We start from the raw sequence: 19,836 nt of genomic DNA, 5'->3' as shown, positions 1-19,836 counted from the left end.
CGGCCTTCACCACTCCAGCAGCGTCAGTCCGGGAATGTCGCGGAAGTCGTCGCCGTTGCGTGTCACCAGAGCCGCCTCGGCCGCGATCGCTTGAGCGGCGATCATCCGGTCCAGAGCCTTCCGGCGCGAAAACCCACAGGTCTCGACAATGGTGCGATAAGCCCTCGCTTCGGCCTCGCCGAACGGCAGGACGGGCACCGCGTCCAGCAGGGCGTCCAGCCTTGCTCGCCGATTGTCGGCGTCTTCATCCGCCCGCCCGAGATCCGCCTCGAGCTCTATCCGGGTGATGACGGAAAGCAGAAGCGGCGGATCCAGAGCATCCACCCGTTCGTCGATCCGCTCGTCGCCATCCCGCAGATGGATGGCGACGTTGGTGTCGAGCATATAGGCCAAACCTAAAGACCTGAACGTTCGGGGATTTCGATTTCGTGGCGGACGCCGACGCTGGACGGCTTCGGCAAGCTCCGCAGCTTCGCCAGCATCTCTCTCACCGATTTACGCTTGGGTGAAATCGTCACCACATCGCCCTTGCGCTCGATTTCGACCTCCACGCCGGGGCCGAAGGAGATTTCCTTGGGCAGGCGCACGGCGTCGCTATTGCCGCTTTTGAAAGTTCGACTGGTGACGGCCATCGCGCGCTCCCTGGTATATACGCGTATACACGATTTTGCAGCGCCGCCCAAGGCGCTACACGACGCTGCATGTGCGACCATCATGACGACGAACTGACCGCCGGCTATCACCGTTTCCGGGCCGATCACTGGCCCGAAGCGCGCGCCGAGTACGAAACCCTGGCCGAGAAGGGCCAGAAGCCGCACACCCTGATCGTGGCCTGTTCCGACAGCCGCGCCGACCCGGCCCTGATCTTCGACGCCAAGCCGGGCGAACTGTTCGTGGTGCGCAACGTCGCCAATCTGGTCCCGCCGTATGAGCCGGACGGCAAGCTGCACGGCGTGTCGGCGGCGCTGGAGTTCGGGGTCAAGGTGCTGGGGGTTAAGCGGATCGTCGTCATGGGTCACGCCCACTGCGGCGGGGTCAACGCCATGATCAACGGCGCGCCCGACGTCGTCGCCGATTTCGTCGGCCCCTGGATCGCCCAGGGCGCGCCCGTCGTCCAGCACGTCGCCGAGACCGTCGCCCCCGACCAGCTGGAACGCGCGGCCGAGGAAGCCATCGTGCGCCTGTCGATCCGAAACCTGCGCACCTTCCCCTGGATCGCCGAGCGCGAAGCCAGCGGCGCCCTGCGGCTCAGCGGCCTGCACTTCGGCATCGCCGACGGCGTCCTGACCGCTCTGACCGACGCCCCCCGGTTCGAACCGTTGGCCTGAGTTGCGCAAAGTAGTGTCTTCCACTACTTTAATCGCATGGAACGCACGGTAACCGCGACCGAGGCCAATCGGGACTTCTCCCGCATCTTCCGCGATGTGGCGCGCGGCGAGCGCTATGTCATCACCGCCCACGGCAAGCCCATGGTGCGGATGGAGCCTGCGGCGGAGCCGGCGACAGTCGAAGACCGCGCCGCGCGCCTTCGGGTCCTGGCGGACGAACTGGCGGTCCTGCCTGGCCGGGCGCCGGGTCCGATCACCCGCGAAGACGGCTACGCTTGAAGGTCGCCCTGGACACCAACGTCCTGGGCTACGCCGCCGGCATCGGCGACGACGAGGTGAAGCGGCGGCTGGCGCTGGGGCTGATCCGGGCTCTCGCTGGATCGTCCATGGTTCTGCCGACCCAGGTCGCGGGGGAATTCTACAACATCCTGACCCGCAAGGGCGGCCACGACCCGAAGACAGCCCGCGGCGTCGTCCGGAACTGGGCGGACGCCATCGGCCTGACCGCGCCGACCGCCGCGACGATGGAGGCGGCTTTGGAAGGCGCGGCCTTCTTCAACCTGCAGATCTGGGATGCGCTAGTTCTGAGCATCGCCGCCGAGGCGGGCTGCGCGCTTCTGCTTTCCGAAGACATGCAGGACGGCTTCGTCTATCGAGGCGTGACCGTCGCCAATCCGTTCGCGGAAACCTTGCACCCCCTGCTGGCGTCGCTGCTGGAGACCCCGTCATGACCGCGCCCGCCCACCGCGCCAATCCCATCCCCAACATCCTGACGGGCCTTCGCCTGTTCGCGGGCGTGGTGATGTTCCTGATCCTGGCCGGCGCCACCAGCGGCTTTCCCTTCGCCGATCAGTGGATGAGCCCGGACGATCAGTTCGCCCTCTACCGGACGGGGTTCTGGATCTTCGTCATCGCCGCCTCGACCGACTGGTTCGACGGCTGGCTGGCGCGGCGCTGGAACGCGACCTCCAACTGGGGCGCCATCCTGGACCCGATCGCCGACAAGGTGCTGACCACCGGCGCCATCCTGGGCGTGCTGACCTCGGGCTCGGTGCCGCAGATCATCATTCCCTGCGGGCTGATCCTGTTCCGCGAATTCGCCGTCTCGGCCCTGCGCGAGACGATGGCCGGCCGCATCGAGCTGCCGGTCACCCTGGCCGCCAAGTGGAAGACGACGCTGCAGATGGTGGCTCTGGGCTGCCAGCTGTTCGCCCGCAACTGGGACGGCTTCGGCCTGTCGTTCGAATATCTGGACGAGTTCCAGTTTTTCTCGGACGTGCTGATCTGGCTGGCGGCCATCATCACCCTGTGGACCGGCTGGCAGTATTTCCGCGAGGCGCGCCGCCAGATGCGGGCGATCTAGGGCCGCAAAATCAGGGCCTCAGGGTCAGGCCGTGCGGCGTGGCTTCGAAGCCCGACAGCCGGCCCAGGAAGCTCATGCCCAGCAGCGAATAGGCCAGGCCTTCCTCGACCACCAGGGCCTCGACCGCCTCGACCCGCGTCCCGCCGACGGAGACGGAGGACAGCCGCACCGGCGCGGCCCGCGCCAGGCCCGAGGCCGTCTGCACCTGCCGCGTGAAGGCGTCCGGGCCGGGATCGACGCCCAGCCGGCGCGCGTCCTGGCGGGTCAGGGCCACCACCGTGGCGCCGGTGTCGACCAGCACGTCCACGGCCCGGCCGTCGATGCGGGCCTGGGTCCAGTAATGGCCGTCGGCGCCACGCACGACCTGGGCCGAGGCGCCGCTGGCCTGGGGCGGCCGGGGCGCGACCACGGCGGCCTGGGCCTGGCCCGCGCCGTCCAGGCTGCGCACCGCCAGCGCGGTGGCGCACGAGAGCGTCAGGGCGACGCCGATCACGATGACGGACTGCAGGTCGAACCGGATCATGGCCCCGGTCTAGCGGACCGGTCTTGGGATGCGGTGAAGCGACGTGGCTGACGAAACCTTACCCGCCCAGCTTGACCGGGTCGATGCGCCCCCGCCGCGACGGCAGGTCCGCCATCACCGCCGCCCGCTCCGCATCGCTCAGCGCCCGCCAGCCCGCGATCTCCTTCAGCGTGCGAAAGCATCCCAGGCACAGGCCGCTCTCGCCGTCGACGGCGCAGACCATCACGCACGGGCTGGCGATGGCGCGCGGCGGCCCCTCGCTCATTGTGACATCGAAGCGAATAATGCTCCGACCTCGGACTTATAAATTTGCAAATTCACGAAACCGCCTTATATTGTCCGATGACGCGAAACGACTGAGGGTGAGACCCCCATAAGTACGACGCGTCTCTTTTCATCGTTCTGCGAAAGGAGACGCCAAGATGAACGATAAGGAGCGCAACCTCCAGCACGCCATGATGTCCTTCGCCCTGTGGGGCGGGATGCTGGTGAACAGTCGGCATATGCCGTCGAACGCGGGCCGGGTGGTCAGCCATCCCTCCAACTTCGTCCCCTATCCGATCAAGAAACGCTGAAGCCGCCCGCGGCCGGCGATACGAAAGCCCCGGTTCGACCGGGGCTTTTGCAATTCCGGGCTTGCCTGACCCGGCGTCCAGCGTCGATGACGGGGCCAGCCGAAGGAGACGACGCATGGCCCCGGTCCCCGAACATCGCCTGATCCGTCACGACCGCCAGGGCGGCGTCCTGATCTGGACGCTGGACCGCGAGCATCGGCTGAACGCCCTGCCCGACCTGACCGACGGCGAGGAATTCGCCGCCGCCTGCGCCGAGGCCAATGCGGATCACGGCGTCCGCTGCGTGGTGCTGACCGGCGCGGGGCGCGCCTTTTCCGCCGGCGGCGACCTGACGGCCATGCGCGACGGGCGCGACCTGTTCGCGGGCTCGGGCGCCGAAATCCGCCAGCGCTATCGCCGCGTGGTTCACCGCATCGTGCGCGCGCTCTACGATCTGGAGGTTCCGCTGGTCTCGGCCGTCAACGGCCCGGCCATGGGCCTGGGATGCGGCATCGCCTGCACCGCCGACATCCGCATCGCCTCGGACCGGGCCAGCTTCGGCGTGCCCTTCCTCAAGCTGGGCATCATCCCCGGCGACGGCGGGGCCTGGCGGCTGCCGCGCGACGTCGGCTACGCCCGCGCCGCCGAAATGCTGTTCACCGGCCGCAGCGTCGACGCCGAGACGGCCGAGCGCTGGGGCCTGGTCAATCGCGTGGTCCCCCACGACCGGCTGATGGACGAGGCCCTGCTGACCGCCGGCCAGATCGCGGCCCAGCCGCCCCACGCCCTGCGCATGGCCAAGGCCCTGATGCGCCAGGGCCGCGACCAGACCTTCGAGCAGATCCTGGAGTTGTCGGCCGCCCTGCAGGCCCTGGCCCACCAGACCGACGACCACCGGGAAGGCGTCGCCGCCGTCCTGGAAAAGCGCCCCGCCGACTTCACGGGGCGCTAGTCGAGGTCGGGGGTCGTGCGGCCTACTGCGGCCGCACCATCGCCCGCTCGGGGCCGACGCCGACGGCGGCTTCGCGCTTGGCGCCCGCGGTCTCGCCCGGCTTCATGAACTTGACCAGGACGCGCTGGCCGATCAGCAGCGGCGCGTCGCCGGCCGAGGCCACCACCTCGACCACCCGCTCGTCGGTGCGCTGCGAGGGATCGTCGGACGCCAGCTTGCGCGCGCCGAACACCGCCGCCCGACGCATGACCGAGCCGACATAGACCTTGGACGGTTCGCCCTCCGGGGTGATCTCCACCGCCTGGCCGTCGGTCAGGTTGGGCAGGTCGCTCTCGACCACCTCGGCGCGGACGATGCGCGGCGCGTCGGGCTCCAGGTCGAACATGGTCGAGACGTTCAGGGTCGAGGCGCCGGCGCCGGGGTTGGCGTAGCGACGCACGATGCGGCCCGCGGTCGGGGCGCGGATGACCGTCAGCTCCTCGTCATAGCGGGCCTGGGCCAGCTGGGCGCGGGCGGTCTGGACGGCGGCGGTCTGCGATCCCAGCCGGGCCTGGGCCGTGGCGATGGCGTCCTGGGCCTGGTCCATGCGCTGGGCGGCGACGAAGTTGGTGGCGACCAGTCGCGACAGGCGATCGTGCTCGCGCTGGGCGGTGCGGATGTCGACCTGGATCTGGGCCAGTTGGCTCTCGGCCTGGTTGACGGCGGCCTGGGCGCTCTGCACGGCCAGGCGCGCCTCGTCGTCCTCCTGGCGGGCCAGGATCTGGCCGGCCACGACGCGGTCGCCTTCCTGCACCAGGACGTCGCGCACCACGCCGCCGCGCCGGGCGGCGATCTGGATGATGCCGCCCTCGACGTCCACCTTGCCGTTGGCGATGGCCGCATAGGGGCTTTCGACCTTGGTGGCGGCCGCCTTCTCGGCCTCGGCCTTCTTGGTCTTGGCGGCCGACTGGAACAGCATGAAGCCCACCACCAGCACGATGATGACCAGCAGGCCGAGCCAGGTGCGTTTTTTCTTCAGGAAGCCGGGCATGGGGCGTGTCGTCCTAAGGGGTTCGTCTTGGGGGTTCAGTGATGCGACGCCAGGACGGCGTCCGGGTCGGGATTACGGCGCTGATCGTCCAGGATCTTGCCGTCCTCGATGTGGATCACTCGGTCGGCCCAGGCTTCCAGGCGCGGGTCGTGGGTCACGCAGATGACGGCCGCGCCGTGTTCGGTGGCGGCCCGGCGCAGCAGCTTGATCACCACCTGCCCGTTCTCGCCGTCCAGGGCCGAGGTCGGTTCGTCGGCGAACAGGATCTTGGGATCCTTGGCCAGGGCGCGGGCGATGGCCACGCGCTGCTTCTCGCCGCCCGACAGGGCCGCCGGCCGCTGGTGCAGGCGATGGCCCAGGCCGACCTCCTCCAGCGCCGTCGTGGCGCGCTTCTTGGCCTGGCCCGAGGACAGGCCCTGGAACTTCAGCACCGTCTCGACCTGCTGCAGGGCGGTCAGCGACGGGAACAGGTTGAAGCCCTGGAAGATGAAGCCGCAGTTCTCCAGCCGGAACCGGTCGATCCGTCCGGTCGACAGCTTCCACAGGTCGTCGACGTCCAGGGCGTCGACGCGCCCTTCCTCGGGCTTCAGCAGGCCGGACAGCGCCGCGATCAGCGTCGACTTGCCTGAGCCGGACGGCCCCATGACCATGGTCAGGTCGCCGTGCCGCGCGTCGAAATCGACGCCCTTCAGCACCTCGACGAAGGCGCGGCCCGACTTGAACCGCTTGATCAGGCCGGTGGCCTCGATGGCGTAGTCGCCATGCTTGCCGTGGGTCTTGGTATGGATCATCGCAGCAAATCCGCCGGTTGGCTCTTCTTCAGGACGCCCAGCGACAGCAGGCCCGACCCCATGGCGATCAGGACCAGACCGACGCCGACCACCAGCAGCAGGCTGAACGGCAGGGCGATGATGACCCCGCCCATCCGCGCCAGCAGCGACAGCAGCCACGTCAGCAGGACGGCCGCCGCCACCCCCACCAGACCGACCCAGAAACTCAGTTCGACGACGATCCGGCGCAGGCTGCCCATGCCCACGCCCAGGGCCCGCAGCGAGGCGAACTCCTTGATGTTGGCCATGATGGCGCCGCGCAGGGTCTGCCAGGTGATGGCCACGCCGATGATGATGCCCAGCACCACGCAGCCGCCGATGATGATGACCAGTATGCCTTCCTCGAACATCGACTTGGCGTTGGCGTCGGCCAGCTCCTGACGGGTCCAGGCGCGCCACTGGCCCTTGCCCATCTCGTTCAGCTGGGCCGCGACCACCGTCGCCTTGGCCGGGTCGCGCAGCTTGATCATCAGCGGGCCGCCCATGGTGTTGCCCCACGACTGGCCCAGCATCCGCAGCGAGTCCCGCGACATCACGATGGTCGGCTGCATCATGTTGGGATAGCCGCGCAGCACCCCCACCACCGTCACCGTCTGGCCGGCGTAGATGGCGCGGTCGCCCAGCTTGACGCCCAGGGTTCCCAGCGCGGTCTCGTCCACCGCGATGGTGAAGGGCTGGCGCAGCGCCGCGACCAGTTCGTCGGAATAGTCGGTCGGTATGGTGACCGAGCCGGGCTGGGTGTCGATGACGTTGACCATCACCTGACGCGACTTGGGCGCGCCCTGGCGCGCGCGCTCGGCCTGGCTCATCGTCGGATCGACGTCGCGGACGTTCTGCAGGTTGCCGCCGTTGATCTCCATGGCCCGCACCTCGACCACCTCGGGGTGGTTGTAGGCCAGGGGGATGAACCGCCGGGGCACGCCCATGGAGCCGCCGAACAGCTGGGTCGCGCCGGGCTGCATGATGATGACGTCGGCGCGCGACCGCTCGATGGCGGCGGTGAACCCCTTGCCGATGCCGATGAACACCCCGGTCATGGCCAGGACCAGCAACCCCGACAGCGCCAGGGCCATGACCGCGGCCATGTAGCGACGCCATTCGAACAGCAATGTAGATAAAGCGAGCGACATGAAGCGCTGAAATCCCCCGAACCGAGTTCTATCTGACCGCGCGCTTGCTCGCGGCCAAGTTAAATCGGGGTAAGGCGGCGCCGACGCACCGACTTGCCCACGCCGCGGCGGCGGGTCTAGTTACAGAATAACGGCCGGATCGACCCGATCCCGGCGCCCGGAGAACACGCCCGATGTCCCTGCCTTCGCTTCGTCTCACCGCCTCGCTGGCCGCCCTGGGCGCCGCGACCGCCGTCCTGTCCGCGCCCGCCGCTCCGGCCAAGGCCGAGGAGGGAATGTGGACGTTCGACAACTTCCCGATCGCCACGGTGAACCAGACCTATGGCGTGAACATCGACCAGGCCTGGCTGGACCGGGTGCGTGAGGCGGCGGTGCGGCTGCAGGGCTGCTCGGCGTCGCTGGTGTCGGGCGAAGGCCTGATCCTGACCAACCACCACTGCGTCGTCGGCTGCGTCCAGGACCTGTCGGACGCCCAGCACGACTACGTCAAGAACGGCTGGATGCCCGCGACCCGCGAGGACGAGAAGAAGTGCCCCGGCCAGACGGCCGAGATCCTGACCGACATCACCGACGTCACCGAACGCGTCCAGGGCGCCGGCCAGGGCCTGGAGGGCGCCGCCTTCGTCCAGGCCCGCAACGCCGAGGCTGAGAAAATCCAGAAGGAAGGCTGCGGCGACGATCCGAAGTGGACCTGCCAGGTCATCAGCCTGTACCGCGGCGGCCAATACAAGCTCTACAAGTTCCGCAAGTACGACGACGTGCGCCTGGTCTTCGCGCCCGAGTTCCAGGCCGCCTTCTTCGGCGGCGATCCGGACAACTTCAACTTCCCGCGCTATGCCCTGGATAGCGGCTTCCTGCGCATCTACGAGGACGGCAAGCCGGTCGCCACGCCCAACCACCTGACCTGGAATCCGAACGCGCCCAAGGAAGGCGACGTCACCTTCGTCGCCGGCAACCCCGGCACGACCCAGCGCCTGCTGACGGTGGCCCAGCTGGAGGCGCTGCGCGACCAGCAGCTGCCGATCAGCCTGATCCAGTTCTCCGAACTGCGCGGCCGCCTGCTGGAGTATTCGACCACCGGCGATGAGGCCAAGCGCGTCGCCGTCGATCCGATCTTCGGCCTGGAGAACAGCTTCAAGGTCTATTACGGGCAGCAGGGCGCCCTGACCGATCCGGCCTTCATGGCCAGGAAGCGCCAGGAAGAGGCCGACCTGCGCCAGCGCGTCGCCGCCGACCCCGAACTGGCCGCCCGCATCGGCGACCCCTGGGCCGACCTGGAGCGCGTGGCCCAGGCCCAGCGCGACCTCTACCTGCCCTATCGCCAGCTGGAATCCGGCCCGCGTTCGCAGCTCTACAGCTACGCCAAGGCCATCGTCCGCGCGGCCAAGGAACGCGCCAAGCCGGTCGCCGAACGCCGCCCCGGCTACACCGACGCCGACATCGCCGCCCTGGGCCGCCGCCTGGCCCAGAACGCGCCGATCTCGAACGACATCGAGGAGATCTACATGGCGTTCTGGCTGTCCAAGACCCGCGAATACCTGACCGTCGACAATCCGCAGGTGAAGGCGCTGCTGGGCAAAGACAGCCCCGAACAGATCGCCCAGCGCACCGTCTCGGGCACCCGCCTGGCCGACCCGGCCTTCCGCGCCCAGGCCCTGGCCATGACGCCGGAACAGCTGGCCGCCTCGGGCGACGCCATGATCCAGTTCGTCCTGGCCAACGACGACGCGGCCCAGGCCATCCGCACCCAGTGGGAATCGGCCGTCTCGGGCCCGACCAGCCGCGCGGGAGAAAAGATCGCCCAGGCCCGCTTCGCCGCCTACGGCACCAATCTCTATCCGGACGCCACCTTCAGCCTTCGCCTGTCCTACGGCTCGGTCAAGGGCTGGACCTACCAGGGAGTGACGGTGGAGCCCTTCACCTACATCGGCGGCCTGTATGAGCGGAACACCGGCGCCGAGCCCTTCAACGCGGCCGAGGACTGGCTGGCGGCCGAGGACAAGGTCAACAAGCAGACCGTCTATGACTTCGTCTCGACCAACGACATCATCGGCGGCAACTCCGGCTCGCCGGTGATCAACGCCAAGGGCGAGGTGATCGGCGCCGCCTTCGACGGCAACATCCACTCGCTGGGCGGCAGCTTCGGCTACGACGGAAACCTGAACCGCACGGTCACGGTCTCCACCGCCGCCATCACCGAGGCGCTGCGCAACGTCTATCACCAGCCCCGCCTGCTGGAAGAACTGGGCGTGGAGTAAGAACTAGAACGCCCCTGGGTATCGCCTCCGGCGATCCCGAGGATAAACTCCGCAAGACGGATGAGGGGGCTGGTTGACCCGGCCTCCCTCTTTCCGTTCTGGATGCGGACAGAGCCCCCTCATCCGAGCCCTTCGGGCCCACCTTCTCCCTCAAGGGGAGAAGGATTAGGAGTTTTCCCATGCGCCTCGCCCTTCTCGCCTCCGCCGCCGTCCTCGCCTTCGCCGCCTCCTCGGCTCGCGCCGAGGAGGGCATGTGGACCTTCGACAACTTCCCCATCGCCCGCGCCAACCAGACGCTGGGGACAAACATCGACCAGGCCTTCCTCGACCGCGTCCGCCTGTCGTCGGTGAAGTTCGGCGGCTGCTCGGCCGGCGTCGTCTCGGGCCAGGGCCTGGTGATGACCAACAATCACTGCGTCGCCACCTGCGTCGCCAACCTGTCCACGCCCCAGGTCAACTACGCCGAGACCGGCTTCACCCCGAAGTCGCGCGAAGAAGAGCTGAAATGCCCCGGCGCCTCGGCCGAAATCCTGACCGACATCTCCGACGTCACCGAACGGATGCGCAAGGCCGGCGAAGGGCTCGAAGGCCAGGCCTTCACCCAGGCGCGCGACGCCGAGGCGGGCCGCATCGAGACGGAAGCCTGCGGCGACGACGCCAAGGTCCGCTGCCAGGTCGTCAGCCTGTATCGCGGCGGCCAGTTCAAGCTCTATAAATTCCGCAAGTACGACGACGTCCGCCTGGCCTGGGCGCCCGAGGATCGCGCCGCGACCTTCGGCGGCGACCTGGACAACTTCTCCTTCCCGCGCTTCGCCATCGATGCGGCCTTTATCCGCCTCTATGAGGACGGCCGCCCGGTCGAGACCCCGATCCACTTCGCCTGGAACGCCGACAAGCCGACCGAGGGCGAGGCCGTCTTCGTCTCCGGCAATCCCGGCGCGACCCAGCGCCTGCTGACGATGGACCAGCTGGCCACCATCCGCGACGTGGTCCTGCCGCTGGACCAGCTGATCGCCTCCGAACTGCGCGGCCGGCTGATCCGCTATTCGGAAGAGGGCGAGGAACAGGCCTTCATCGCCATGGACCCGATCGTGGGCCTGGAGAACACCTACAAGCGCGGGCGCGGCCGCATGGCCGCCCTGATCGACCCGGGCTTCATGACGGCCAAGGCCGCGGGCGAGGCCGACTTCATGCAGCGCTACGCCGCCGCCAACGGCGACGGGCCCGACCCGTGGGGCGCCCTGGAGGCGATCCAGCCAACCGCTCGCGAACTGTATCCCGCCATGGCCCTGCTGGAGGGCGGCACGGGCCTGGGGACCACCTCGGTCGCCGGCGGGTCGCAGCTGTTCGCTTACGCCCGCACCCTGGTGCGCGGCGCCCAGGAGCGGGCCAAGCCGTCCGACCAGCGCCTGCCCGAGTTCGCCGACAGCCGCCTGTCCGGCGTCCAGTCGCGCCTGTTCGCCGAGCGCCCGACCTATCCGGAGCTGGAGCAGATCCGCCTGGAATGGTGGCTGTCCAAGACGCGCGAGTGGCTGACGGTCGACAATCCCTACGTCGCCACGCTGCTGGGCAAGGACAGCCCCGAGGGCCTGTCGGCCCGTCTGGTCGAGAGCACGAAACTGGCCGATCCCGCCGTGCGCCGCGCCCTTTGGGAAGGCGGCCTGGCCGCCGTCCAGGCCTCCACCGACCCGATGATCCGCTACGCCCTGGCCGTCGACGCCGACGCCCGCGCCGTGCGCGCCGAATGGGAGGAAAAGGTCCAGGCCCCGACCGACCGCGCCTCCGAGGAACTCGCGACCGCCCGCTTCGCCGCCTATGGCGACAGCGTCTATCCCGACGCCACCGGCACCCTGCGCCTGACCTACGGCCTGGTCGAGGGGTCGGACGTGCCCGGCCAGCGGTTTTCCGCCTTCACCACCTTCGCCGGCCTGTGGGACCGCGCCACCGGCGCCGAGCCTTTCGCCGTCGCGCCCAAGCTGCTGGCCGCCAAGGACCGCATCGACCCGAACGCGGTGATGGACATGGCCGTGTCCACCGACACCATCGGCGGCTCCTCCGGCTCGCCCGCCATCAATGCGCGGGGCCAGATCATCGGGGCCAACTTCGACTCCACCGTCCTGACCCAGAGGAACGCCTACGGCTACGACCGCGCCGTCAATCGCAGCGTCATCGTCACCACCCAGGCGGTGACCGTGGCCCTGCGCGACGTCTATGGCATGGACCACCTGGTCGAGGAGCTGGGCGTCAGCCAGTGAGCGACCTGACCTTCCGCGCGGCGACGCCCTCCGACGTCGCCGCGCTCCATCCCCTGATCGAACGCGCCTATCGCGGCGAGACGGCCAGGGCCGGCTGGACGCACGAGGCCGACCTGCTGTTCGACGATCGCACCAGCGCCGACGAACTGTCCGCCCTGATCGCCGATCCCGACCGCGTCATCCTGCTGGCGCGCCGCGACGACCGCCTGATCGGCTGCGTCCAGGTCGCCCGCGCGGGTCCGGACCGGGCCTATCTGGGCATGCTGACGGTCGATCCGGCGCTGCAGGCCTCGGGCCTGGGCCGCCATATCCTCGCCGCCGCCGAACGGGAAGCCGTGGCCCGCTTCGCCGCCCGGCGCATGGAGATGACCGTCATCCATCGTCGCGCCGAGCTGATCGCCTGGTACGAGCGGCGCGGCTACGCCCCCACCGGCGAGCGCCGCCCCTTCCCCGTCGACCCGCCTCGCCCGGAGCTGGATTTCATGGTGCTGGAGAAGGGGCTGGCCTGACCCCTTGCAAAACGGACACGACTGTCCATTTAGCGGGACAGAATGTCGCGCCCCACCCGAAAAGACGCCGTCCACAACCGCGCCGCCCTGCTGAAGGCCGCACGCGAGGTGCTGTCCGAGCACGGTCTCGACGCGCCGCTGGAGCTGATCGCCGAGCGCGCCGGCGTCGGGCGCGGCACCCTGTATCGCCATTTCGCCGACCGCACCGAACTGGCCCTGGCCGTGCTGATCGACGGCGTCGACGACCTGGACGCCCGCACCCGCGCGCGCGGCGATGATCCGCAGGTCTTCTTCTGGTTCGTCGAGGAGCTGGCCGATCTGGTCATGCGCAACGCCGGCTGGTCCGACGTGCTGCGGAACGTCCGCTCGCCCGACGCGCTTACGCCCTTGCGGCAACGCTTGATGGAGGCGGGCGCCGGTCCGCTGGCGCGGGCCCAGGCGGCCGGCCTGGTGCGAAAGGACCTGGGGCCGATGGACGTGCGTCTGATCGCCACCCTGCTGGGCTCGGGCTTCCAGGGCGCCGACGAGGCCGAGCGCCGCGCCGTGTCCGCCCGCACCCGCCTGATCGTCCTGTACGGACTGAGAAGCCGCTGATGGCCCGCAACTGGCATCTGCCCTGGGAAGAATACGTCGAGACGCTGAAGCCGCACGAGCGGCCGATGATGCCCGGCAGCCCGGCGACCCCCGACCACCCCTGGCCCCGCCGCCTGCAGTACGCCGCGACCGGCGTGCTGGTCGCCCTGGTCGGCAGCCTGGGCAATGCGGCGGTCACCGCCAACATCCAGAACCTGCAGGGCGCGCTGGGGATCACGGCGACAGAGGCCGCCTGGCTGCCGGTCGTCTTCGTCATGACCAACGCCTGCATGAACCTGATCCTGGTCAAGTTCCGCATGCAGTACGGCCTGCGCCTGTTCACCCAGATCTTCCTGGGCGTATTCGTGCTGGTCTGCGCCGCCCACCTGCTGGTCGACAACTATGAGTCCACCCTGCTGGTCCGCGCCGTCGCCGGCATGGCGGGGGCGGGCCTGTCCAGCCTGGGCTTCCTCTACATCATCCAGGCCTTTCCCGCCGCGCACCGGCTGAAGGGGCTGATCATCGGCATCGGCCTGGCCAGCTTCGCCGTGCCGATCAGCCGCCTGGTCATGCCGACCCTGCTGGACCTGGACGGCTGGCGCGGCTTCTACATCTTCGAGTTGGGTTTCGCCCTGGTCGCCTGGGCCGCCGTCCAGGTGCTGAAGCTGCCGCCGTCCGAGCGGCTGAAGGTGTTCGACCGGCTGGACTTCGTCACCTTCGCCCTGTTCGCGCCCGGCGTCGCCCTGCTGACCGCCGTGCTGGGCCTGGGCCGCATCGTCTGGTGGACCGAGGCGGCGTGGATCGGCTGGGCCCTGGTCGGCTCCATCGTCCTGCTGACCGCCGCCCTGACCGTCGAGCACAACCGGACCAACCCGCTGATCAACACCCGCTGGCTGACCGGCGCCGACATGCTGCGCCTGTTCGGGGCCATCCTGCTGATCCGCATGGTGCTCAGCGAACAGACGTCGGGCGCCGTGGGCTTCCTGACCGTCGTGGGCCTGGGCCCGGACCAGCTGCACGGCCTGTTCGTCGTCATCCTGCTGGCCATGATCGCCGGCACCGCCGTCAGCGCCTTCACCCTGAACATGGAGAAGCTGAACAAGCCCATCGCCATCGCCCTCGGCCTCATCGCCGTCGGCGCCTTCATTGACAGCCATGCGACGGTCCTGACCCGCCCGGCCCAGCTCTATCTCAGCCAGGCGATGATCGCCTTCGCCTCGGCCATGTTCATCGGCCCGGCGCTGATGATCGGCATTTCCCGCGTCCTGCAGCAGGGCAAACAGAACCTGATCAGCTTCATCGTCATGTTCAGCGTGCTTCAGAACGTCGGCGGCCTGGCGGGCGGCGCCCTGACCGGCACGCTGCAGATCGTGCGCGAGAAATATCACTCCAACCAGCTGGCCGCCGACATCGTCGCCTCGGATCCACAGGTGACCCAGCGCCTGGCCCAGCTGTCGGGCGCCTATTCCCACACGATCACCGACCCCGCCCTGTTGCGCGCCGAGGGCGTGGCCCTGCTCAGCCGCCAGGTGACCCAGCAGGCCAACGTCCTGGCCTATGACGACGTGTTCCGCATCATCGCCGTGCTGGCGGCCCTGGGCTGCGCCTGGGTCACCGTCACCCATCTCAGGCCCCGTTGGCGCGCCCGCGCCGAGGCCCGTCGCACCGCTCGAACCCCCGACGCCTCCGTCGTCTCCGCCGCCGTCGACTGAAGACCCAGAAGAAACGATCATGACCGACACCCCGCCCCCCATCGCCTCCCAGCCCGCGCCCCAACCGGCCGCCGCGCCTCCGCCCGCCGCCGCGCCGGCTGCGCCCGCCTCCGAGCCGAAGAAGCGCGTCCTGTGGACCGTGGTCGCCGGGGCCGTCGCCGTGCTGGGGGTGCTGCTGGTGCTCTACGCCTGGCGCCTGCCGCCCTTCACCGGCGACATCCAGCGCACCGACAACGCCTATGTCCGCGGCCAGGTCACCCTGATCAGCCCCCAGGTGAACGGCTATGTCACCGACGTCCCGGTCAAGGACTTCCAGACGGTCCAGCCCGGCCAGCTGCTGGCCCAGGTCGACGACCGCATCTACCGCCAGCGGGTCGAACAGGCCGAGGCGACCCTGCACGCCGCCGAGGCCGCCCTGGCCAACTCGGCGCAGTCCCAGGCCTCGGCGCGCGGTTCGGTGGCGCAGTACCAGGCCTCCATCGCCGGGGCCGAGGCGACCCTGGCCCGCGCCCAGGCCGACGCGAACCGCGCCCGCACGCTGAAGGAAGGCGGCTGGGTGTCCCAGGCCAATGTCGATATCGCTGAGGCGGCGCTTCGCAGCGCCCAGGCCCAGGTCGCCCAGGCCCGCGCCCAGCGCGGCATCGCCGAGACCGGCGTCGAGAGCGCCGTGGTCAACCGCGACGCCCTGGCCGCCCAGGTCGAGAACGCCCGCGCCGCCGTGCGCCTGGCCCGGATCGACCTGGCCAACACCCGCATCGTCGCCCCCCGCGCCGGCCGCCTGGGCGAGGTCGGCGTCCGCCAGGGCCAATACGTCACCGCCGGAACCCAACTGATGGGCCTGGTCCCCGACACGATCTGGGTCACCGCCAACATGAAGGAGACGCAGATGCGCGACATCCGCGTCGGCCAGCCCGTCGAACTTTCGGTCGACGCGCTAGGCGGCCAGACCCTGCGCGGTCATGTCGAGCGCATCGCGCCCGCCGCCGGCAGCGAGTTCAGCGTCATCCGCCCCGACAACGCCACCGGCAACTTCACCAAGGTGGCGCAGCGCATCCCCGTGCGCATCGCCATCGATCCGGGCCAGGCGGCGGCGGAGCGCCTGGCGCCGGGGATGTCGGTGGTGGTCAGGATCGATACGGGCGCATGAGGAGCCGGGGCGGTTGATCAGGGAGCACGCCCCTCACGTCACGCCTCGCAACGCGCGCGACCGGCGTCACGCCTTTTCGATGGCCGCCGCGATCTGGTCGGTGGAGTGCCCGGTCAGGTCCTTCGCGACCTCTCCGACCAGGCGTGACGCAGTCTCCTTGTGCCAACCCTTGCGGAGCTGACCCAGGGTCTTGGGCGCGGCGATGACGAGCAGGTGCTCGACCTTGTTGGTCAACACCCATTTGTTGAGAACTTCAGCCACGCCCATGGCGAAGCCGTCTTCGGCCTGGGTGTCGTTATCGGGATTGGCTTCGCTGGAAATGCGGCCCGCCGCGCCAGATACGCGGTCCTCGATCGGCGGAGTCGGCACCGCCTCGAGACGGACGTCCTGCTGGCCCGTATTGCGAAACAGGGCGAGCTTTTCGCCATCAACGACGGCCACGAGGGCGTTTTGTGCAAGTTTCATGAGTGGACTCCGTAACTGTGGCCGCCTGAAACGATCCGCAGCCGCCGCGGTTGCCCTCAATGTCCAGATCGCCGCATCCCGACCGGATGACAAACGCCGGACCGCGGGCAAGGCGCGGGGGTCCATCCACCCCTCACCGCCTCCCCATCCGCGCCGCCAGCAGGTGCACCTCGTGCGCGCGCATCCGTTCGAAATTGCCCAGCCCCAGCGCCAGGGCGCGCAGGATCTCCAGGCGGCGGGTCTCCTCGGGGTGGAGGGGCAGGTCGGGTTCGGCGCGGGCCAGTTCCGCGTCCATCTGGCTCACCATGTCTGAAAGGGCTCGGTCGTTCATCTGATCCTCCGTCGCGCCGCCGACGGGACCAGAAAGCAGAACCAGAACGAAAAGGGAACACACATCCGCGCCCGCCCTGTGGGCGACCGCTTGACGCGTGTGGATTGCAGCGCGGGGTGGAACGGGCGCCCTCTCTCCCCAGCGCGGAGGAAGAAGCCGGGCTCTATCCGATCAGGGCCTCGGCCGCCGCGCGGGCGGCGTCGGTGATCTCGGCGCCCGACAGCATCCGCGCGATCTCCTCGCGGCGGCGCGCGTCGTCCAGGGCGACGACGGTGGTGGCGGTCAGGCCGTCGCGGTCGGCCTTCATCACCTTCCAGTGGGCGTGGCCGCGCGCCGCCACCTGGGGGCTGTGGGTCACGACCAGCACCTGGGCGCCGCCCGACAGCCGCTGCAGCCGCGTTCCCACCGCCTCGGCCACGGCGCCGCCGACGCCCTGGTCCACCTCGTCGAAGATCATCACCGGCTGGCGCAGCTCCTGCCGGCTGGCCAGCGCCGCCTTCATGGCCAGGGCGAAGCGGGCCAACTCGCCACCGGACGCAATGGCGTCCAGCGGGCCGAAGGCGGTCCCGGCGTTGGTGGCGATCTGGAAGCGGACGGTCTCCACCCCCTCGGGGCCCCGCCGGCCTTCGATCGGCTCCAGCGCCACGCGGAAGCGCGCGCGCTCCAGCTTCAGCGGGCCCAGTTCGCCCATCACCGCCTCGGTCAACCGCTCGGCCGCCGCCTCGCGCGCCGAGGTCAGCAGGGTCGCGGCCAGGTCGTACGCCTCCAGCGCGGCGGCCGCGTCGCGCCCGGCCTGGGCCAGGGCGTCGGCCCCGTCCTCGATCAGCCGCAGCTGCTCGCGCAGACGCTGGCGCAAGGACGGCAGGGCGTCGACCGTGGTGTTCAGTTTCCGCGCCGCCGCGCGCAGCGCGAACAGCCGCTCCTCGGCCTTGTCCAGCCGGCCCGGCTCGTAGTCGAAGGCGTCGGCGGCGGCGTCCACGGCGGCGATGGCCTCGGCGGCCTCCACCATCGTGCGGTCGATGGCGTCGACGGCGGCGGACAGCTTCTGGATCACCGGGTGGTCGCCCTCGGCGCCCGCCTGGCCGGCCCGCTGGCGGGCGTGTTCGACGGCGCGCAGGGCTGCGCCCAGCTTCTGGCTCAGCTTGTCGCCGCCCAGCTGGGTGCGCGCGTCGGCCAGGTCGGCGATGGCCTTCTCGGCCGCGCCCAGCAGGGCCCGTTCGCCGGCCAGTTCCGTCTCCTCGTCGGCGCGGGGATCGAGCGCGTCCAGCTCGGCCAGGTTCAAGGCGATTTCTTCGGCCCGCGCCGCCGCATCGGCCGCCTCGGCCTTCAGCTCCGCCAGCCGCGCCTCGGCCGCCTTCAGCTTCACGGACGCCGCCGCGACCCCGTCCAGCTGGGGCTTCAGGCCGCCGTAGGCGTCCAGCAGGCCGCGGTGGGTGCGCCAGTCCAGCAGGCCCACGGTCTCGTGCTGGCCGTGCACCTCGACCAGGGCGGCGCCGATCTCGCGCAGCGCCGTCACGCCCGCCGGCTGGTCGTTGACATAGGCGCGGCTGCGGCCGTCGGCCGACAACACCCGGCGCAGGATCAGCTCCCCGCCCGGCTCGATCTCGAAGCCGCGCTCCGCGATCAGCGCGATCAGGTCCGGATCGTCGGGCGCGGTGAACACCGCCGTCGCCACGGCCTGCTTCGCGCCGCTGCGCACCAGGCCCGCGTCGCCCCGCCCGCCCAGGGCCAGGCCCAGCGCGTCCAGGATGATCGACTTGCCCGCGCCCGTCTCGCCAGTCAGCACCGTCAGCCCGCCCTCGACCTCGAGGTCGAGCGCGTCGACCAGGACGACGTCGCGGATGGATAGGGCGGTCAGCATGGGCTCGGAACGATTCGCTTGGCTCGATCCTAGCGGGGTTCGCCCGCCGGCATCAGCCCGGGATGATGCGCTGCAGCCAGCTTTCGCGCTTGGCGCCCGGCGCCGTCTCCGGCCGCTGGCCGTTTTCGGTCAGCAGGGCGTAGGCCTCGGCGTACCAGGGGCTGCCGGGGTAGTTGTAGCCCAGCACCGCGCCGTTGCGGGTCGCCTCTTCCTTCAGCCCCAGCTGCAGGTTGACCTCGACCAGGCGGTACAGGGCCTCGGGCGTGTGCGAGGTGCGCTGGAAGTCCGGGTTGGCGATGACGGCCTTGTAGCGATTGATCGCCGCCAGCGGCTGGTTGGCGCGCTGGTAATAGCGGCCGATGTTCATCTCCTTGCCGGCCAGCTGGTCGTTGACCATGTCGATCTTGACCGCCGCGTCGGTGGCGTAGGGCGTGCCGGGATAGCGGCGGGCCACGTCGCGCAGGCCCGTCAGGGCGGCGTTGGCGTAGCCCTGGTCGCGGCCCACGTCGGTGATCTGCTCGAAATTGCACACCGCGCGCATATAGAAGGCGTAGGCCGCCGACGGATTGCCCGGGAACAGCTGGATGAAGCGATCGGCCGCGGCGATGGCCTCGGCGTAGTTGTTGTTCTGATAGTAGGCGTACACCTGCATCAGGATCGAACGGCGGGCCCAGTCCGAATAGGGGTGCTGGCGCTCCACCTCCTGGAAATAGTCCACCGCGTCGCTCCAGCGGTGCTGCTGAAGACGCTCGTAGCCGGTGTTGTAGAGCGCCTCGACGGGCCGCTCCTCATAGGCCAGCCGCGGCCGCTCGCGGCCCGCGCAGCCCGAGATCGTCATGGCGGCGAGCGCGGCGGCCATCAGCACCACGCCGGAACGGAACTTGGAAGCGAGCAAGGACGACCTCATGACCAGCGCAAGGCGCGCACCCCGGCGGCCTGTGGAACAACGCGGCGATCTCTAGCACCCGTGACCGAGACGCGCCATGCCGACAAAAACGCCGTGCACGACTTGCCC

The 19,836-nt window shown here is 69.7% G+C and carries 23 protein-coding genes; 12 read left to right on the top strand and 11 right to left on the bottom strand.

The window, feature by feature from the left end; translation table 11 throughout:
• Positions 1-6: 6 nt before the first annotated feature.
• Together M8231_RS01315 and M8231_RS01310 are read right to left on the bottom strand one after the other, a co-directional pair.
• On the bottom strand, positions 7-384 hold the full coding sequence (locus M8231_RS01315; RefSeq protein ID WP_249751512.1) for a PIN domain-containing protein: 378 nt from the start codon (positions 382-384) through the stop codon (positions 7-9).
• Between the two features lie 11 nt (positions 385-395).
• Entirely contained in the window at positions 396-632 is a 237-nt protein-coding gene (locus M8231_RS01310; protein WP_249751513.1) for an antitoxin, read from the bottom strand.
• Between the two features lie 69 nt (positions 633-701).
• Here M8231_RS01310 and M8231_RS01305 point away from each other — a divergent pair, with 69 nt between their 5' ends.
• The 4 genes from M8231_RS01305 to pgsA are packed head-to-tail and all read left to right on the top strand — an operon-like array spanning position 702 to position 2,691.
• Positions 702-1,328, top strand: coding sequence for a carbonic anhydrase (locus M8231_RS01305; protein WP_249751514.1), 627 nt, complete (start codon positions 702-704; stop codon positions 1,326-1,328).
• Between the two features lie 36 nt (positions 1,329-1,364).
• On the top strand, positions 1,365-1,607 hold the full coding sequence (locus M8231_RS01300) for a type II toxin-antitoxin system Phd/YefM family antitoxin (protein ID WP_249751515.1): 243 nt from the start codon (positions 1,365-1,367) through the stop codon (positions 1,605-1,607).
• Positions 1,604-2,059, top strand: coding sequence for a PIN domain-containing protein (locus M8231_RS01295; RefSeq protein WP_249751516.1), 456 nt, complete (start codon positions 1,604-1,606; stop codon positions 2,057-2,059). The genes M8231_RS01300 and M8231_RS01295 overlap by 4 nt, the downstream gene beginning before the upstream one ends.
• Positions 2,056-2,691: a CDP-diacylglycerol--glycerol-3-phosphate 3-phosphatidyltransferase gene (gene pgsA / locus M8231_RS01290; RefSeq protein ID WP_249751517.1), complete on the top strand. Its 636-nt coding sequence runs from the start codon at positions 2,056-2,058 to the stop codon at positions 2,689-2,691. The genes M8231_RS01295 and pgsA overlap by 4 nt, the downstream gene beginning before the upstream one ends.
• A 10-nt stretch (positions 2,692-2,701) precedes the next feature.
• On the opposite strand, the gene M8231_RS01285 is transcribed toward pgsA, so the two are convergent.
• Positions 2,702-3,214, bottom strand: coding sequence for a TIGR02281 family clan AA aspartic protease (locus M8231_RS01285; RefSeq protein WP_249751518.1), 513 nt, complete (start codon positions 3,212-3,214; stop codon positions 2,702-2,704).
• 58 nt (positions 3,215-3,272) lie between these two features.
• Entirely contained in the window at positions 3,273-3,479 is a 207-nt protein-coding gene (locus M8231_RS01280; protein ID WP_249751519.1) for a DUF1289 domain-containing protein, read from the bottom strand.
• Between the two features lie 157 nt (positions 3,480-3,636).
• On the opposite strand from M8231_RS01280, the gene M8231_RS01275 reads away from it, so the two are divergent.
• A complete protein-coding gene (locus tag M8231_RS01275) occupies positions 3,637-3,789 on the top strand; it encodes a hypothetical protein (RefSeq protein ID WP_249751520.1) in 153 nt (50 codons plus the stop codon).
• A 115-nt stretch (positions 3,790-3,904) separates the two neighbouring features.
• Entirely contained in the window at positions 3,905-4,720 is an 816-nt protein-coding gene (locus M8231_RS01270; RefSeq protein WP_250202090.1) for a crotonase/enoyl-CoA hydratase family protein, read from the top strand.
• A gap of 22 nt (positions 4,721-4,742) precedes the next feature.
• On the opposite strand, the gene M8231_RS01265 is transcribed toward M8231_RS01270, so the two are convergent.
• The 3 genes from M8231_RS01265 to M8231_RS01255 are packed head-to-tail and all read right to left on the bottom strand — an operon-like array spanning position 4,743 to position 7,710.
• A complete protein-coding gene (locus M8231_RS01265; RefSeq protein ID WP_250202089.1) occupies positions 4,743-5,750 on the bottom strand; it encodes an HlyD family secretion protein in 1,008 nt (335 codons plus the stop codon).
• Positions 5,751-5,785: 35 nt separating this feature from the next.
• Positions 5,786-6,541 (bottom strand): ABC transporter ATP-binding protein, encoded by a 756-nt coding sequence (locus tag M8231_RS01260; protein WP_249751521.1) that lies wholly within the window; start codon positions 6,539-6,541, stop codon positions 5,786-5,788.
• Entirely contained in the window at positions 6,538-7,710 is a 1,173-nt protein-coding gene (locus tag M8231_RS01255; protein WP_250202088.1) for an ABC transporter permease, read from the bottom strand. Before M8231_RS01255 ends, M8231_RS01260 begins: the two co-directional genes overlap by 4 nt.
• Positions 7,711-7,883: 173 nt before the next feature.
• Between M8231_RS01255 and M8231_RS01250 the strand changes: the two genes are divergently transcribed.
• The 6 genes from M8231_RS01250 to M8231_RS01220 all read left to right on the top strand — a co-directional run bounded on the left by M8231_RS01250 (position 7,884) and on the right by M8231_RS01220 (position 16,164).
• Complete coding sequence (locus M8231_RS01250) at positions 7,884-9,968, top strand: S46 family peptidase (RefSeq protein ID WP_249751524.1); 2,085 nt, start codon at positions 7,884-7,886, stop codon at positions 9,966-9,968.
• A gap of 179 nt (positions 9,969-10,147) precedes the next feature.
• On the top strand, positions 10,148-12,223 hold the full coding sequence (locus M8231_RS01245) for a S46 family peptidase (RefSeq protein ID WP_249751544.1): 2,076 nt from the start codon (positions 10,148-10,150) through the stop codon (positions 12,221-12,223).
• Positions 12,220-12,732 carry a GNAT family N-acetyltransferase gene (locus M8231_RS01240; RefSeq protein WP_249751545.1) on the top strand — a complete coding sequence of 171 codons (513 nt, stop codon included), beginning with the start codon at positions 12,220-12,222 and terminating at the stop codon, positions 12,730-12,732. Before M8231_RS01245 ends, M8231_RS01240 begins: the two co-directional genes overlap by 4 nt.
• A 42-nt stretch (positions 12,733-12,774) precedes the next feature.
• Positions 12,775-13,326, top strand: a complete 552-nt coding sequence (locus M8231_RS01235; protein WP_249751546.1) for a TetR/AcrR family transcriptional regulator — start codon at positions 12,775-12,777, stop codon at positions 13,324-13,326.
• Entirely contained in the window at positions 13,326-15,017 is a 1,692-nt protein-coding gene (locus M8231_RS01230) for an MFS transporter (RefSeq protein ID WP_249751547.1), read from the top strand. The genes M8231_RS01235 and M8231_RS01230 overlap by 1 nt, the downstream gene beginning before the upstream one ends.
• A gap of 19 nt (positions 15,018-15,036) precedes the next feature.
• Entirely contained in the window at positions 15,037-16,164 is a 1,128-nt protein-coding gene (locus tag M8231_RS01220) for an HlyD family secretion protein (RefSeq protein ID WP_284150801.1), read from the top strand.
• Positions 16,165-16,230: 66 nt separating this feature from the next.
• Here M8231_RS01220 and M8231_RS01215 read toward each other — a convergent pair whose 3' ends face one another.
• From M8231_RS01215 to M8231_RS01200, 4 genes are all read right to left on the bottom strand, one after another.
• Positions 16,231-16,605: a host attachment family protein gene (locus M8231_RS01215; RefSeq protein ID WP_249751548.1), complete on the bottom strand. Its 375-nt coding sequence runs from the start codon at positions 16,603-16,605 to the stop codon at positions 16,231-16,233.
• 157 nt (positions 16,606-16,762) lie between these two features.
• Positions 16,763-16,960: a hypothetical protein gene (locus M8231_RS01210; RefSeq protein ID WP_250202086.1), complete on the bottom strand. Its 198-nt coding sequence runs from the start codon at positions 16,958-16,960 to the stop codon at positions 16,763-16,765.
• Positions 16,961-17,123: 163 nt separating this feature from the next.
• The gene (gene recN, locus M8231_RS01205) at positions 17,124-18,821 is read right to left on the bottom strand and encodes a DNA repair protein RecN (protein ID WP_250202085.1); all 1,698 of its coding nucleotides are present in this window, start codon (positions 18,819-18,821) and stop codon (positions 17,124-17,126) included.
• Positions 18,822-18,873: 52 nt separating this feature from the next.
• Positions 18,874-19,728 (bottom strand): outer membrane protein assembly factor BamD, encoded by an 855-nt coding sequence (locus tag M8231_RS01200; RefSeq protein ID WP_249751550.1) that lies wholly within the window; start codon positions 19,726-19,728, stop codon positions 18,874-18,876.
• Between the last annotated feature and the right edge of the window lie 108 nt (positions 19,729-19,836).

This window comes from Brevundimonas albigilva, assembly GCF_023573565.1.
In the GTDB taxonomy this organism is placed as follows: Bacteria; Pseudomonadota; Alphaproteobacteria; order Caulobacterales; family Caulobacteraceae; genus Brevundimonas; species Brevundimonas albigilva.
Note: the sequence above shows the minus strand (reverse complement) of the source record. Positions and strands in the feature narration are given on the sequence as shown.